The 14,369-nt window shown below is 67.1% G+C and carries 14 protein-coding genes and 1 pseudogene; 11 read left to right on the forward strand and 4 right to left on the reverse strand.

What is annotated here, in order from left to right; translation table 11 throughout:
• Nucleotides 1–21: 21 nt before the first annotated feature.
• Nucleotides 22–234, forward strand: coding sequence for a DUF5397 family protein (locus tag ASF60_RS15865; RefSeq protein ID WP_056186918.1), 213 nt, complete (start codon nt 22–24; stop codon nt 232–234).
• Complete coding sequence (locus tag ASF60_RS15870) at nt 234–512, forward strand: virulence factor (RefSeq protein ID WP_056186922.1); 279 nt, start codon at nt 234–236, stop codon at nt 510–512. The genes ASF60_RS15865 and ASF60_RS15870 overlap by 1 nt, the downstream gene beginning before the upstream one ends.
• A 116-nt stretch (nt 513–628) precedes the next feature.
• Here the strand turns inward: ASF60_RS15870 and ASF60_RS15875 are convergent, their stop codons facing one another.
• Nucleotides 629–1,285: an alpha/beta hydrolase gene (locus ASF60_RS15875; RefSeq protein WP_056186925.1), complete on the reverse strand. Its 657-nt coding sequence runs from the start codon at nt 1,283–1,285 to the stop codon at nt 629–631.
• 332 nt (nt 1,286–1,617) lie between these two features.
• Between ASF60_RS15875 and ASF60_RS15880 the strand changes: the two genes are divergently transcribed.
• The 6 genes from ASF60_RS15880 to ASF60_RS15905 all read left to right on the forward strand — a co-directional run bounded on the left by ASF60_RS15880 (nt 1,618) and on the right by ASF60_RS15905 (nt 8,424).
• Nucleotides 1,618–2,778 carry a cysteine desulfurase family protein gene (locus tag ASF60_RS15880; RefSeq protein WP_056186929.1) on the forward strand — a complete coding sequence of 387 codons (1,161 nt, stop codon included), beginning with the start codon at nt 1,618–1,620 and terminating at the stop codon, nt 2,776–2,778.
• Nucleotides 2,779–2,845: 67 nt separating this feature from the next.
• The gene (gene sufB, locus ASF60_RS15885) at nt 2,846–4,315 is read left to right on the forward strand and encodes a Fe-S cluster assembly protein SufB (protein WP_056186931.1); all 1,470 of its coding nucleotides are present in this window, start codon (nt 2,846–2,848) and stop codon (nt 4,313–4,315) included.
• A gap of 282 nt (nt 4,316–4,597) precedes the next feature.
• Nucleotides 4,598–5,350 carry a Fe-S cluster assembly ATPase SufC gene (gene sufC, locus ASF60_RS15890; RefSeq protein ID WP_056186935.1) on the forward strand — a complete coding sequence of 251 codons (753 nt, stop codon included), beginning with the start codon at nt 4,598–4,600 and terminating at the stop codon, nt 5,348–5,350.
• Between the two features lie 2 nt (nt 5,351–5,352).
• Nucleotides 5,353–6,675 (forward strand): Fe-S cluster assembly protein SufD, encoded by a 1,323-nt coding sequence (gene sufD, locus ASF60_RS15895; protein ID WP_056186938.1) that lies wholly within the window; start codon nt 5,353–5,355, stop codon nt 6,673–6,675.
• 67 nt (nt 6,676–6,742) lie between these two features.
• Nucleotides 6,743–7,987, forward strand: coding sequence for a cysteine desulfurase (locus ASF60_RS15900; RefSeq protein WP_056186941.1), 1,245 nt, complete (start codon nt 6,743–6,745; stop codon nt 7,985–7,987).
• A 56-nt stretch (nt 7,988–8,043) separates the two neighbouring features.
• Entirely contained in the window at nt 8,044–8,424 is a 381-nt protein-coding gene (locus tag ASF60_RS15905; protein ID WP_055954150.1) for an SUF system Fe-S cluster assembly protein, read from the forward strand.
• Between the two features lie 11 nt (nt 8,425–8,435).
• Here the strand turns inward: ASF60_RS15905 and ASF60_RS15910 are convergent, their stop codons facing one another.
• Complete coding sequence (locus ASF60_RS15910) at nt 8,436–9,032, reverse strand: Uma2 family endonuclease (RefSeq protein WP_056186944.1); 597 nt, start codon at nt 9,030–9,032, stop codon at nt 8,436–8,438.
• A 177-nt stretch (nt 9,033–9,209) separates the two neighbouring features.
• Here ASF60_RS15910 and ASF60_RS15915 point away from each other — a divergent pair, with 177 nt between their 5' ends.
• Entirely contained in the window at nt 9,210–9,587 is a 378-nt protein-coding gene (locus ASF60_RS15915; protein WP_056186947.1) for a HesB/IscA family protein, read from the forward strand.
• A gap of 75 nt (nt 9,588–9,662) precedes the next feature.
• Here the strand turns inward: ASF60_RS15915 and ASF60_RS15920 are convergent, their stop codons facing one another.
• Nucleotides 9,663–10,745, reverse strand: coding sequence for a GGDEF domain-containing protein (locus ASF60_RS15920; RefSeq protein WP_056186950.1), 1,083 nt, complete (start codon nt 10,743–10,745; stop codon nt 9,663–9,665).
• 177 nt (nt 10,746–10,922) lie between these two features.
• Nucleotides 10,923–12,515, reverse strand: a complete 1,593-nt coding sequence (locus ASF60_RS15925; protein ID WP_056186953.1) for a DEAD/DEAH box helicase — start codon at nt 12,513–12,515, stop codon at nt 10,923–10,925.
• Nucleotides 12,516–12,871: 356 nt separating this feature from the next.
• Between ASF60_RS15925 and ASF60_RS15930 the strand changes: the two genes are divergently transcribed.
• Both ASF60_RS15930 and ASF60_RS15935 read left to right on the forward strand, forming a co-directional pair.
• Nucleotides 12,872–13,609, forward strand: coding sequence for an aspartate/glutamate racemase family protein (locus ASF60_RS15930; RefSeq protein WP_056186956.1), 738 nt, complete (start codon nt 12,872–12,874; stop codon nt 13,607–13,609).
• Nucleotides 13,610–14,184: 575 nt separating this feature from the next.
• A pseudogene (locus ASF60_RS15935) lies at nt 14,185–14,369 on the forward strand (porin family protein); the annotation flags it as partial.

Below are 14,369 nucleotides of genomic sequence, written 5' to 3' on the forward strand. Positions count from 1 at the left end.
GGATCACTGTAGGATACCCGCATGAACGACATGGCGCCCGCCTCATTCCCGAACGTCCAGGCCCTCATCGGGACTTGGCGGCGCTTCGGGCAGGTCGGCCCCGTCTACGAGATCGTCAGCGTGGGTGACGCACTCGCGGGCGGCGATCGAATGATGCGGATTCGCGTGCTGGAGACCTGCGAGGAGGTCGATTACCGGCTCGCGGACATCCTGGACGATCCCCGGGAGCGCTGATGTTCGCCATCGCGTTCGACCTCGTGGTCGCGGAGGCGCAAGCCCACCATCCCAAGGGCATATCGCAGGCCTACAGCGACATCCGCACGACGCTCTCGGGCCACGGCTTCGATTGGGTGCAGGGAAGCCCCTACACTAGCAAGGACGAGGATCTGGCGAGGCTGTTCTCTGCCATCGCGGCCCTGAAGGGGCTCACGTGGTTCTCGCGCTCGGTCCGGGATCTGCGGGCCTTCCGCGTCGAGCAAGGGTCGGATTTCACCGCCTTCATCGAAGCGTAGGCTCGACCGACATCCTGCACGTCTCGCGTTGGGGGAAGCCGGCCGCCCCCGCATAAAAACCGGCGAAGCCGAGGGCTCCGCCGGTATTCGCTTCCCGATCGCCGCGCCTCGGGGCCTTAGGCGGCCTCTGGCTTCGGGCCGAGACGCTTGTCGAGGTAGGTGTCGACGGTCTGGGTCAGTTCGTCGACCTTGCCGTCGAAGAAGTGGTTGGCGCCCTCGACCATCTGGTGCTCGATGATGACGCCCTTCTGGGTCTTCACCTTCTCGATCACCGGCATGACCTCGCGGGCCGGGGCGACCCGGTCCTCGGAGCCGTGCACGAACAGGCCCGAGGACGGGCAGGGGGCCAGGAAGGTGAAGTCGTAGCGGTTGGCCATGGCGGCGATCGAGATGAAACCCTCGATCTCGGGCCGGCGCATCAGCAATTGCATGCCGATCCACGACCCGAACGAGACGCCGGCGATCCAGCAGGCGCGGGCCTCAGGATTGACCGACTGCACCCAATCGAGGGCGGACGCCGCATCCGAGAGTTCGCCGGTGCCGTGATCGAACGCGCCCTGGCTGCGGCCGACGCCGCGGAAGTTGAAGCGCAGGGCCGCGAAGCCGCGATTGGCGAAGGTGTAGAACAGATTGTACACGATCTGGTTGTTCATCGTGCCCCCGAACTGGGGGTGCGGATGCAGCACGATCGCGATCGGCGCGCCCTTCTTCTTAGGCGCCTGATAGCGGCCCTCGAGACGACCGGCGGGACCGGTGAAGATGACTTCGGGCATGGCAACCAACACTCCTGGGCGGATACCGCGATCGGGCATCGCGCGGGGGATCGCCGGTTCGACGGGACGACGCGCGGATCCGAACGCCGGGGCAAAGCCGTGAAGCGTGCCTTGACTCGTCCGGCCACGAACCTAAAAGCGCTCTTAGAACAATTCTAGCTGACTAGAATTGTTCTAAACAAGCGCCGTTCGAGCCAGCTTCGGATCGGCGCGTTCCCCGCACGTTGGGCGACCGGAACACGTATCGTGCCCGCGCCTTAGCATGATCGTGGGGGGCAAAAGCAAGGATTTGTCGCGTTCGCACTTGACGCCACCAGTGGTTTTTCGTCCGCATGACTGCACGCCGCGCCTATCTCGACCACAACGCGACCTCACCGGTTCGACCGGAGGTCGCGGCTGCCGTGGCGCGGGCGCTTACCCTTCCGGGCAATCCGTCCTCGATCCACGCCGAGGGCCGCGCCGCCCGCGCCGCCCTGGAGGCGGCACGGGCCGCGGTCGCTCGGCGAATCGGGGCGGGCAGGGGGCGGGTGGTGTTCACCAGCGGCGGGACGGAAGCCGCCAACGCGGTCCTGTCCGGCGCCCTGGCGCGCACCGGCCAGGCGGCTCCGACGCGCCTACTCGTCGGCGCCACCGAGCACCCCTGCGTCGCGGCCGGGCACCGATTCCCGGCCGACGCGGTCGCGGTGATCCCGGTGGATGCGTCCGGGGTGATCGACCTCCCGGCCCTGAAGGGTCTGCTCGACCGGCATGCCGAGACCGATCTCCTGATCTCGGTCCATGCCGCCAACAACGAGACCGGCGTGATTCAGCCGCTCCAGGCGATCGTCGCCCTGGCCCGCGCCCATGGTCGCGCCCTGGTGCATTCGGATGCGGTGCAGGCGGTCGGCAAGATCAACCTCGACATGGGTGCGCTCGGCCTCGACGCCCTGACCCTGTCGGGGCACAAGTTCGGTGGTCCGAAGGGGACCGGTGCCCTGGTGCTCGCCGAGGGCGTGACCCTGAACGCCGCGTTCCTGCGCGGCGGCGGCCAGGAGGCGCGCCTTCGCGGCGGCACCGAGAACGTTCCGGGCCTCGTCGGGCTCGGCGTGGCGGCCGACCTGGCCGACCCGGCGCTGTCGGACCGTCTTGGCATCCTGCGCGACGGCATCGCGGACGCTCTGTGCGCGAGCGCGCCCGGGTGCGTCGTGTTCGGCGCCGGTGCCCCGCGCCTGCCCAACACCCTGTGTTTCGCGGTTCCGGACCTCGACGCCGCGACGGCGCTGATGGCCCTGGATCTCGCCGGCGTGGCCCTCTCGTCGGGCTCGGCCTGCGCCTCCGGCAAGGTCGCCCGCTCGCCGGTCCTCGCGGCCATGGGCGTCGCCCCTGCGCTGGCCGCAGGGGCGCTGCGCGTGAGCCTCGGGTGGAACAGCACCGAAAGCGACGCCGCGCAGTGTCGCGCCGCCTGCGAAAGGCTGGTGGCGACCCTATATCGTCGGCAGGGGCGCGCGGCATGAGCGCCGCTCTCCCAAGCCATCTCACCAACACCCGGTCCTTGACGCCGGGCATGTCAGGAGACGCCTAATGCCTGCAGTGCAGGAAACCATCGATCGCGTCCGCTCGATCGATCTCGATCAGTACAAGTACGGATTCGAGACGACCATCGAGATGGAGAAGTCCGCAAAGGGCATCTCCGAGGATGTCATCCGCTTCATCTCGGCCAAGAAGGACGAGCCCGAGTGGATGCTGGCTTGGCGCCTCGACGCCTACAAGCGCTGGCAGACCATGCAGGAGCCCGATTGGGCCCGGGTCTCCTATGACAAGGTCGATTACAAGGACATCTACTACTACGCGGCGCCGAAGCGCCCGGCGGCGATGTCCCTCGACGAGATCGACCCCGAGATCCTGAAGACCTACGAGAAGCTGGGTATTCCCCTTCGCGAAGTCGAGGTGCTGGAGGGGATCGCCCCCGAGCGCCGGGTGGCGGTCGACGCGGTGTTCGACTCGGTGTCGGTGGCCACCACCTTCAAGGCCGAGCTGTCCAAGGCCGGCGTGATCTTCATGCCGATCTCCGAGGCGATCCGCGAGTATCCGGACCTCGTCAAGAAGTATCTCGGCTCGGTCGTGCCCGTGACCGACAACTTCTTCGCGACCCTGAACTCGGCGGTCTTCTCCGACGGATCGTTCGTCTACATCCCGCCGGGCGTGCGCTGCCCAATGGAGCTGTCGACCTACTTCCGCATCAACGAGCGCGACACCGGCCAGTTCGAGCGCACGCTGATCATCGCCGACAAGGGCTCCTACGTCTCGTATCTCGAGGGCTGCACCGCTCCGAAGCGTGACGACAACCAGCTCCACGCCGCCGTGGTCGAACTGGTCGCTCTCGATGACGCCGAGATCAAGTATTCGACCGTCCAGAACTGGTACCCGGGCGACAACGAGGGCAAGGGCGGCATCTACAACTTTGTCACCAAGCGCGGCGATTGCCGCGGCGCCAACTCGAAGATCTCGTGGACGCAGGTCGAGACCGGCTCGGCGATCACCTGGAAGTACCCGTCCTGCATCCTGCGCGGCGACAATTCCCGCGGCGAGTTCTACTCGATCGCGGTGTCGAACGGCATGCAGCAGGTCGATTCCGGCACCAAGATGATCCATCTCGGCAAGAACACCACCAGCCGGATCATCTCGAAGGGCATCTCGGCCGGGCGTTCGCAGAACACCTACCGGGGCCTGGTCTCGGCGCACCGGAAGGCGACGGGCGCGCGCAACTTCACCAATTGCGATTCGCTCCTCATCGGCGATCAGTGCGGCGCACACACCGTGCCGTACATCGAGTCCAAGAACGCGTCGGCCCAGTTCGAGCACGAGGCCACCACTTCGAAGATCTCGGAAGACCAGATGTTCTACTGCCAGCAGCGCGGCCTCTCCAATGAGGAAGCGACCGCGCTCATCGTCAACGGCTTCGTCCGCGACGTGCTGCAGCAGCTCCCGATGGAGTTCGCCGTCGAGGCCCAGAAGCTGATCTCGATCAGCCTCGAAGGCTCGGTGGGCTAAGCGTTTCGTCGTGACATACGAAAAGAGCATGCTGAGAGCTGCGCATATTCACAGTTCTCAGCATGCCAAAGAGGTCAGAAGTAGTTCTATATGCGGATGCTTCTTTTGCCTCAGCATATTCCCACCGGCCGAGATTAGGGACTGGCTTCCTCGCGAGGAAACCGCCTTGTGTCCCCGGTGTAACATCGATGCGGTGATCGGCGATTGTTCGGGCTTTCCGGCCGGGAACATCGCGTTCCTCGAAGCGATGCACAATGAATGGTTTGAAGGACTTAGACTAAAATGATCGAAATCAAGAACCTGACCGTGGCCATCGAGGACAAGCAGATCCTCAACGGCCTCAACCTCACCGTGAACGACGGCGAGGTCGCCGCCATCATGGGCCCGAACGGCTCGGGCAAGTCGACCCTGTCCTACGTCATCGCCGGCAAGGAAGATTATGAAGTGCTCGACGGCGAGATCCTGCTCGACGGCGAGAACATCCTCGAGATGAGCCCCGACGAGCGCGCCGCCTCGGGCGTGTTCCTGGCCTTCCAGTACCCGCTGGAGATCCCGGGTGTCGGCACCATGACCTTCCTCAAGGCCACCCTGAACGCCCAGCGTCGGGCCCGCGGCGAGGGCGAGCTCTCCACCCCCGACTTCATCCGGAAGGTGAACGGGGCGGCCGAGAAGCTCGAGATCAACAAGGAGATGCTCAAGCGCGCCCTCAACGTCGGGTTCTCCGGCGGCGAGAAGAAGCGCATGGAGATCCTGCAGATGGCGCTCCTGGAGCCGAAGTTCTGCGTCCTCGACGAGACCGATTCCGGCCTCGATATCGATGCCCTGCGCATCGTCTCCGGCGGGGTGAACGCGCTGCGCGCGCAAGGGCGCTCGTTCCTCGTCATCACCCACTACCAGCGCCTGCTCGACTACATCGTGCCGGACGTCGTCCACGTGATGTCGCAGGGCCAGATCGTGAAGTCGGGCGACAAGGACCTTGCCAAGGCCCTCGAAGCCTCCGGCTACGCCGAGTACCGCACGGGCGAGGCCGCCTGATCATGGCCGACATCACCCCGCTCCGCACCGCGGCCGAGACCGGGCTGTCCAAGCTCTTCGAAGCCACGAAGATGAAGTACCCCACGGGCGTCTCGATCGCCCGCGAGGAGGCCTTCCGCTACTTCGAGGCGGTCGGCCTGCCGACCCGCCGCGTCGAGGCCTTCAAGTACACCGACCTGCGCTCGGCGTTTCGCGATGCCGCGCACCCCGCCGACATGCCTTCGGCCGAGGTCGCGAAGGCGGCCGTGGCCGATGCGAAGGGCTTTGCCGGGATCGAGGCCGTGCGCCTCACCCTCGTCAACGGCCATCTGATCGAAGCGGAATCCGATCTCGGTCGCATTCCGGCCGGCATCACCGTGACCCCCCTGAGCCGGGCACTCGCCGAGGGCCATCCTCACCTCGATCGGTTGACGCCTGTCCGTCAGGCCTCGGAGAACCCGATCTATCAGCTCAACACCGCCTTCCTGGCCGATGGCGTGCTGATCGCGGTGGAGGCCGGCGCCAAGGTCGAGACCCCGCTGCACCTGCGCTTCGTCGGCACCGGGACGGAGGCCTATTCGACCGCCACCCGCGCCCTCGTGGTGCTGGGGGAGGGCGCGGAGGCGCTGGTTCTGGAGAGCCATGAAGGGCCGGACGGGATCGCCTACCAGCCCAACGACGCCCTCGACGTGACGGTGGCCGACAACGCCACCTTCCGGCACGCGCGCCTGAACGCGGAAGGGCGCGAGGCCGTGGCCCTGTCGACCCTGTCCGTCAAGCTCGGCGCCGCATCGGCCGTCGAGACCGTCAATGTGGTCGTCGGCGGCGTCCTCTCGCGCCACCAGGTCTACCTGAACTTCGCCGGCGCCGACGCCCGCGCGGTGGTGAACGGGGCGGCCATGCTCAACGGGCGGCAGCTCGCCGACACCACCTTCCTGGCCGACCATGCCGCCACCGGCGGGGTCAGCCGCGAGCTGTTCAAGACCGTGGTGGATGGCGAGGCCACGGGCGTGTTCCAGGGCAAGATCATCGTCCAGCAGGCGGCCCAGCAGACCGACGGCAAGATGATGTCGGCCTGTCTCATCCTGTCCGACGAAGGGCAGATGATGAACAAGCCCGAGTTGGAGATCTTCGCCGACGACGTCGCCTGCGGCCACGGCGCCACCTGCGGCGCCCTCGACGAGGACCTGCTGTTCTACCTGATGCAGCGCGGATTGCCGAAGGCCGAGGCCGAGAGCCTGCTGGTCCAGGCTTTCCTCGGGGCTGCCATCGAGTCGGTCAGCCACGACGGCGCCCGCGAAGCGCTGATCGGCACCATCGAGGCGTGGCTGAAAGCGCGGGGCTGATCGCATCCCGCAACGCCCCTCTCCCGCAGGGAGAGGGGCGCGCGTCCGACACCACACAGGTCCCCGCATGAACGCACCCGTCCCGAATATTCCCTACGACGTCGAGGCGATCCGGGCGCAGTTCCCGATCCTCGGCGAGAAGGTCTATGGCCGGCCGCTGGTCTATCTCGACAATGCGGCCTCGGCGCAGAAGCCGCGCGCGGTCATCGACGCGATGGTGGCCTGCATGGAGACGGGTTACGCCAACGTCCATCGCGGACTGCACTTCATGGCGAATGCCGCCACGGAGGGCTTCGAGGGCGCGCGCGAGACCACCCGGCAGTTCCTGAACGCCGAGTCCACCGATGAGATCATCTTCACCCGCAACGCCACCGAGGCCTACAATCTCGTGGCTTCGTCGATGGGCCTGCTCGGCCAGATCGGGGAGGGCGACGAGATCATCCTGTCGATCATGGAGCACCATTCCAACATCGTGCCCTGGCACTTCCTGCGGGAACGGCGCGGCGCGGTGATCAAGTGGGCGCCGGTGGACGATTCCGGCAACTTCCTCATCGAGGCCTTCGAAAAGCTCTTCACGCCGCGCACCAGGATGGTGGCGATCACCCATATGTCGAACGTGCTCGGCACGGTGACCCCGGCGGCCGAGATCGTGCGCATCGCCCACGCGCACGGCGTGCCCGTGCTCCTCGACGGGGCCCAGAGCGCCGTGCACATGCCGATCGACGTGAAGGCGCTGGATTGCGACTTCTTCGTCTTCACCGGCCACAAGGTCTACGGCCCCACCGGCATCGGCGTCCTCTACGGCAAGAAGGAATGGCTGGAGCGGCTTCCGCCCTATCAAGGGGGCGGCGAGATGATCCGCACGGTCTCCCAGGACAGCATCACCTACAACGACCCGCCGCACCGGTTCGAGGCGGGTACGCCGGCCATCATCGAGGCGGTCGGCCTCGGGGCCGCGCTGGAGTTCATGATGCAGGTCGGCCGCGACCGCATCGCGGCGCACGAAGCCTCGCTGCTGGCCTATGCCCAGGAGCGTCTCGGCGCCATGAATTCCCTGCGGATGATCGGCACGGCCGAGGGCAAGGGTGGCGTCATCGCCTTCGAGATGAAAGGGGCGCACGCCCATGACATCGCCACGGTGATCGATCGCTACGGTGTCGCGATCCGGGCGGGGACGCATTGCGCGATGCCGCTGCTGACCCGCTTCGGCGCCACCTCGAGCTGTCGCGCCTCCTTCGGCCTGTATAACACCACCCAGGAGGTGGACGCCCTGGCCGAGGCGCTGGCCAAAGCCGAGATGATGTTCGCCTGACCGATTCTGGAGCGGCCCGGCCGCTCCCCGCCATCGCGAGACCAGGACAGAGACCCATGAGCGATTCAGCCATCACCGGGGGGGCCAACACCCCCACCATCGCGAGCGACTCGGCGATCCCGCCGGAGGAGCTCGATCGCCTCACCGACGATATCGTGGTCGCCCTGAAGAGTGTCTACGATCCGGAGATCCCGGCGGACATTTACGAGCTCGGCCTGATCTACAAGGTGGACATCGCCGACGACCGCAAGGTCGCCATCGACATGACCCTGACGGCCCCCGGCTGTCCCGTGGCCGGCGAGATGCCGGGCTGGGTCGAGACCGCCGTGGCCGCCGTGCCGGGCGTCCAGTCCTGTGCCGTCACCATGGTGTTCGATCCGCCGTGGGACCAGAGCCGCATGTCGGACGAAGCCCGCGTCGCCCTCGATATGTGGTAGCGGACGCGCGGTCAGCCCTCGCTGGCGAGATCCCGGCGCGGCGGGAAGACGGCGCCATCATAGATATCCGCCATCGCCAGCGTCGCGCCGATGGCGGCCATGTCGATGACAGCGTCCAGGCCCTCGAAGGTCTCGATCTCCCAGTCATCTCCGATGCGCCGGTACAGCAGAGCCTGCGGCTTCAGCGTCTCCACGAGAAGGATGTAAGCCAAGGTCGGGTGACGCTTGTACTCCTCCACCTTGCGAGTCTGGTCGATCGTGGTGGTCGAGGGCGACGCGACCTCCACGACGAGCTTGGGTTCGCGTGCCTCGTAGGTATCCGGCACCAGGGGGGCGCACTCGACCATCACGTCGGGCCGACGCAAGCCCCGGATGCTGGTCCGGATCGAGATATTAGCCGTCGTCGGGCGGCAAGATTTCCCGCGCAGTTGCATTCCCAAACTGACGATGATGTTCACCGTCGCGCGATCGTGCTGCATACTTGCCCCGGTCATCATCCGGTGCCGCGGCACTGGATGACCATCGACGAGTTCGTAGAGTTCGTCCTGATCGCGCTGCCAGACGAAGAAGTCTTCGGGCGTCATGGTGAGGCGTACGGCATCGGCCATGGTGATCCCTCCGTCCGGCCACCCTATCATGCAACATCGATCCGATGCGCATCAGGCCAGCGCGCTTCAATCCATCTGCGCGCGATGGATAGACCCCGGCCTCCGCAATCCCTATCTTAACCGGGTTCCACCACCCTCACCCGCCCGGGCCTTGAACCCGGCTGTCGGAGAGACATCATGGCATCGAAGTTCAAGGTCCTGTCGCTGACCGACGCGGCAGCCGATCGGATCAAGGCGATCATCGCGGATGCGGACCAGCCCATCGCGGGTGTCCGGGTCGGCGTGAAGAACGGCGGCTGCGCCGGCATGTCCTACACCCTGGAATATGCCGAGGCGCAGAAGCCTGGCGAGGACAAAGTCGAGGACCGCGGCGTCACCGTCTTCGTCGATCCCAAGGCGCTGCTGTTCCTGCTCGGTACGCAGATGGACTTCCAGACCAGCAAGCTCGCGTCGCAATTCGTGTTCAACAACCCGAACCAGACCTCGGCTTGCGGCTGCGGCGAGTCCGTGGCGATCACGCCGGTGAATCCCGAGGCCGTGCTGGCAAGCGCCTGAGCGCGTCGAGCCCGGTCCGTCACTCCGGGACCATCAGGCCGGAACCATCAGGCCGGAACCATCAGGCCGGAACCATCAGGCAACGTTCGACAGGTTCCGGTCCAAGACGGCGTCGGCAGGAATCCCGTCGGCGTCGTCCACCGTGCGGTTTCGACCGTCGCGCTTGGCCCTGAACATGCACTGGTCGGCACGCTCCAGGAACGACACCGCCGTATCGCCCGGCTGGTGCATCGCCAAGCCGAGGGAAATCGTGATCTTGCCGAGCGACTCGCCGGTCGAGCGCTTCACCAGTTCGCGTGCCATCACGCTGGTGCGAACCGTCTCGGCGATGGCATAGGCCGCCGCCCGCCCGGTATCCGGCAGCAGCATGGCGAATTCCTCGCCGCCGAAGCGGGCCAGGATCGCCCCGGCCTTGACGTGCTCGCGCATGACCAGGGCCACGAGGCGCAGGACTTGATCGCCCGTGATGTGACCGTAGACGTCGTTGAAGCGCTTGAACGAATCGACGTCGATGACGATCAGGCAGGCCGGCGTGGCCGCCGAGGCGCCTCGGACCAGTTGGCCCAGGCTGTCCTCGAAGTGCTTACGGTTCGACAGGCCGGTGAGCGGATCGGTCAGGCTCTCCAGGCGCGTCGCCTCCAGGGTCTCGCGAAGGGCCTCGATCTCGCGCCGGCTCTCGCGCATCCGGGCCTCGAGGGTGCGGTTGTTGGCGGTCACCTCGCGGGTCGTCGCCACCAGAGCGGCGACGACTTCGCGCACGCTGCTGGTCTGGTTCGACGGCATGCCGTCGAGATCCTGCGTCAGGGTCCGCAGGGAAGCCGCATATTGCGCCGAGGACCCGAGCGAGAGGTCCAACACCTCCATCACGCCGGCAATTTCCGAGAGCACGCTGCTGCTGGCCCGCTCGGTGGCGGCCGAGAGGCGTGCCGGATCGAGATAGCTCGCGTAGAGGCTCTCGATGTCCTGGCCGGTCAGGCACCCGGACGCGCCCGTGAGGCGTTTCAAGGCATCGTTCATGTGCGGATACGTGCCGGCGACGTAGGCGTACCAGACGGCATAGGAATGCGGCGTCGCCGAGGGACCGTAATCCCGCATCAACGCGTTGGCGCGCTCGGCCAGCGCAAAGCTCCGTTCGCGGTCGCCGTGTATCCCGTCCATGATCCGCCCAACTGTCCCGCCCCCCCGGTCGTCTCACAGGGTGGCGCATCTCCGCGTTTTGATCGTTTTACGGAAATGTTCGTGCAGAGGCCGTTAAGGGCTCGGACGAAAGGCCATTTCGGCTCCCGAGAACGGTTGGCGTACCGATCTCGTCGCGCTCCATTCTCTCTCGACGGGTTATTTGGACGGCTTGACCACCGCCGGACGCAGGAGAAACGCCGGCACGTGCGAGCCGAGACCGATCGGGGTATCGCCGTCCTCCTCGTCGCCGCGACGGCGGGCCTGCGGGCGTCGATCGTCACGCGAACGCTCGGCCGTCCGCTCGGGGCGGGGCGACCGTGGCGGCGTCTGCTGTGGCGCAGGGGCGGCGGCCACCACGTCCCGCTCGGCCTCCGCCGCGGGTGCGGCGCGCTCGGGCGCGGCGCGGCGCGGCGCGGCCCTGCGGCCGCCCGCCTCGGCACGGCCCTCCCGCTTCGGCGGCCGGCTCTCCGCCTTGCCCTCGGCAGGCGCACGGCCTTCCTGATTACGAGCTTCCGGATTACGAGCTTCACCACCGCGGACCCGCCGGCCCGTGCCGGTCTTGCCGCGATAGCGGGTGCGCGTCGACTCGCCCTCCTCGGACGGTGCCGATACGGGGACCGAAGCGAGGTCGCCCTCCGCCCAGGGAATCGGCTGCCCGATCAGCGCCTCGATGGCGTGGAGCGAGCGCTCGTCGGCCCGGCTCACCAGGGTGAAGGCGTGCCCGGCGCGACCCGCGCGCCCGGTCCGGCCGATGCGGTGCACGTAGTCTTCCGGGTGATGCGGGACGTCGAAGTTGAAGACGTGGCTCACGGCCGGGATGTCGAGGCCGCGCGCCGCCACGTCGCTCGCCACCAGCAGCGGCACCTCGCCGGAGCGGAAGCCGTCGAGGGCGATGGTGCGGGCGCGCTGGTCCATGTCGCCGTGCAGGGCCGCCACGTTGAAACCGTGGCTGGCCAGCGACTTCTGCAGCAGCGCCACGTCGCGCTTGCGATTGCAGAAGATGATGCCGTTGTTCAGGTCCGCCTCGCCGCGGATGAGGCGGCGCAGCAGGTCGCGTTTCTCGTGGCCCTCGGAACTCGTCGCCACGAGCTTCTGCACGATGGTCGAGGCGGTGGAGGCGGGACGCGCCACCTCGATCCGCTGCGGCGTGTGCAGGAACATGTCGGCCAGCCGCTCGATCTCCGGCGGCATGGTGGCGGAGAAGAACAGGGTCTGGCGGGTGAAGGGCACCATCTTCACGATGCGCTCGATGTCCGGGATGAAGCCCATGTCGAGCATGCGGTCCGCCTCGTCGATGACGAGCAGCTCGACGCCGGTGAGCAGCAGCTTCCCGCGCTCGAAATGGTCGAGCAGCCGGCCCGGCGTCGCGATCAGCACGTCGGTGCCGCGCATCAGCTTGGCATCCTGCTCGGCGAAGGAGACGCCGCCGATGATCAGCGCCACATTGAGCTTGTGGTTGATGCCGTAGCGGTCGAAGTTCTCCACCACCTGGGCGGCGAGCTCGCGGGTCGGCTCCAGGATCAACGTGCGCGGCATGCGCGCCCGGGCGCGGCCGTTCTCGAGCAGCGTCAGCATCGGCAGCGTGAAAGCCGCCGTCTTGCCGGTGCCGGTCTGGGCGATGCCCAGAACGTCGCGGCGCGCGAGCACGTGAGGAATGGCCTGGGCCTGGATCGGCGTCGGCTCGGAATAACCGGCCGCCGTGACGGCCTGGAGGACCTTGTCGCTCAATCCGAGGTCGGCAAAAGACATATTCTATGAGAACCGTTGCGCGCGGGAATGGACCAACCGGCGCGGAGGACATCGACACGGCGACGGCTGGCTCAGGGGCGGCTTCGACACACGACCCGCCGCGCACACGCGTTGCGAGGACACTTAGGGCCTTGCACGGCCTTGTCAATCGAGAGCCCCCGTCCGCACAGGCTTATCCGCAACGCGGTGCGCGAATCGGGCTCGCCCCTTGGCCGCCCCCCTTAACCGCCACCCCTTGGCCGGCCCCTTGCGTCGAGGCGGACGCCCGAGACCCGGCCTGCGCCGGTCCGTCCCACCTCCCACGCGACCGACACCTGAGACGCAGCACATCCCCCTTACCGAAGGTCCGACCGGTCTTGCGCATCCTCCTGATCAATCCGAACACCACCCCGGCGGTCACGGACCTCGTGGCGCGGCACGTCCGCACCATCGCGGGGGCCGCGGCCACCATCATTCCCGTCACGGGGCGATTCGGCGCCCGTTACATCGCGAGCCGCGCGGCCTCGGCCATCGCGGCCCATGCCGCCCTCGACGCCCTCGCCGAGCACGTCGCAGGCTGCGATGCCGTCTATCTCGCCTGCTTCGGCGATCCGGGTCTTGCCGCCCTGCGCGAGGTCTCGCCCGTGCCGGTGATCGGCATGGCAGAGGCGGCCTGCCTGGCCGCCAGCGCCGGAAGCCGACGCTTCGCCATTGTCACCGGCGGGGTCCTGTGGGGGCCGATGCTGACGGAGTTCGTCACCGGCATCGGCCTCCGCGACCACCTGACCGGCGTGCGCACCGTTGCTCCCACCGGGGGTGAGATCGCGGCAGACCCGGAGGCGGCCCTCGGTGCGCTCGCGGCGGCCTGCACCGCCTGCGCCACGCAGGATGGGGCGGAAGCGGTCATCCTGGGCGGCGCGGCCCTGGCCGGGCTGGCCGCCCGCATCCAGCCGGACGTGCCGGTGCCCGTGCTGTGCTCGGTGGAGGCCGGGACCCGCGCCGTTCTGATCGCAGGCACGGCTCCCGAGACCCACGGTGGCACAGGGGAGGTCCCGACGCCGCTCGCGACCCTCGGCCTCGCCCCCGCCCTATCGGCGCTGCTCGGGCGCATCTGAACTCCGCCGCCTCATCTCGGTCCCTCGTTGGCTTGGGCCGCAGCCATCACAAACGCGTCAGCCGCGGCCCCTGCGAACCGAGCGACAGCGCGGTCGAGACGCGATCCAGAAGGCCGCCCAACCGCGAAGAAAGGTCCGCCCGCGACCACGTTCCCACAGGCGAGTTCTTTCCCCGAGCGAGTTCCTTCGGAATACACGCCAGCGAATTCCCGGATGACCGAACCTCGTCGCCGGCGACGATCCGCGGCAATATGGGTCCCTTCAAGCCCCAAACAGGCATTAAAACGCAAAAATCCCCCTTGCGAGGCAGGATCGTGCCGATAATTCAGATCTGAAGAAAGTCTTTCTTGGCCCCTTGAATCCAGCAATTGATGCACAGGGGCGAGTTCCTGTGTTGAGCTGGATGTGCGTGATGGCACGATCGCGAGAAGGCAAAAATGACGGCCCACTAACCTTTACCCTTCTTTGACATCTGCGCTCCTAAGAGATGACCTTGTTGCAGGAAAGCGACAGACCTCGCATCGGCCAGGGACTACAAGCGCGCCGGCTCTCGCCAATCAGGACCAGGTAAAACAATGAAAAGACTGCTTCTCGCCTCCACTGTGCTCGCCGGCCTGACTGCCGTCGCTTCGGCCGCGGATCTTCCGCGCCGCGCGGCTCCCCCGGTGTTCGTGCCGGTGCCGGTGTTCACCTGGACCGGCTTCTACGCTGGTTTCAACGCCGGTTACGGCTTCGACGCCTCCAGCCGCGACACCAACGT

The organism is Methylobacterium sp. Leaf113, assembly GCF_001423325.1.
Taxonomy (GTDB): domain Bacteria; phylum Pseudomonadota; class Alphaproteobacteria; order Rhizobiales; family Beijerinckiaceae; genus Methylobacterium.

Bases quoted from the DNA above. Each gene is read 5' to 3' on its own strand.
- ASF60_RS15865 (WP_056186918.1), top strand. From the start codon at position 22: ATGAACGACATGGCGCCCGCCTCATTCCCGAACGTCCAGGCCCTCATC.
- ASF60_RS15870 (WP_056186922.1), top strand. From the start codon at position 234: ATGTTCGCCATCGCGTTCGACCTCGTGGTCGCGGAGGCGCAAGCCCAC.
- ASF60_RS15875 (WP_056186925.1), bottom strand. From the start codon at position 1,285: ATGCCCGAAGTCATCTTCACCGGTCCCGCCGGTCGTCTCGAGGGCCGC.
- ASF60_RS15880 (WP_056186929.1), top strand. From the start codon at position 1,618: ATGACTGCACGCCGCGCCTATCTCGACCACAACGCGACCTCACCGGTT.
- sufB (WP_056186931.1), top strand. From the start codon at position 2,846: ATGCCTGCAGTGCAGGAAACCATCGATCGCGTCCGCTCGATCGATCTC.
- sufC (WP_056186935.1), top strand. From the start codon at position 4,598: ATGATCGAAATCAAGAACCTGACCGTGGCCATCGAGGACAAGCAGATC.
- sufD (WP_056186938.1), top strand. From the start codon at position 5,353: ATGGCCGACATCACCCCGCTCCGCACCGCGGCCGAGACCGGGCTGTCC.
- ASF60_RS15900 (WP_056186941.1), top strand. From the start codon at position 6,743: ATGAACGCACCCGTCCCGAATATTCCCTACGACGTCGAGGCGATCCGG.
- ASF60_RS15905 (WP_055954150.1), top strand. From the start codon at position 8,044: ATGAGCGATTCAGCCATCACCGGGGGGGCCAACACCCCCACCATCGCG.
- ASF60_RS15910 (WP_056186944.1), bottom strand. From the start codon at position 9,032: ATGGCCGATGCCGTACGCCTCACCATGACGCCCGAAGACTTCTTCGTC.
- ASF60_RS15915 (WP_056186947.1), top strand. From the start codon at position 9,210: ATGGCATCGAAGTTCAAGGTCCTGTCGCTGACCGACGCGGCAGCCGAT.
- ASF60_RS15920 (WP_056186950.1), bottom strand. From the start codon at position 10,745: ATGGACGGGATACACGGCGACCGCGAACGGAGCTTTGCGCTGGCCGAG.
- ASF60_RS15925 (WP_056186953.1), bottom strand. From the start codon at position 12,515: ATGTCTTTTGCCGACCTCGGATTGAGCGACAAGGTCCTCCAGGCCGTC.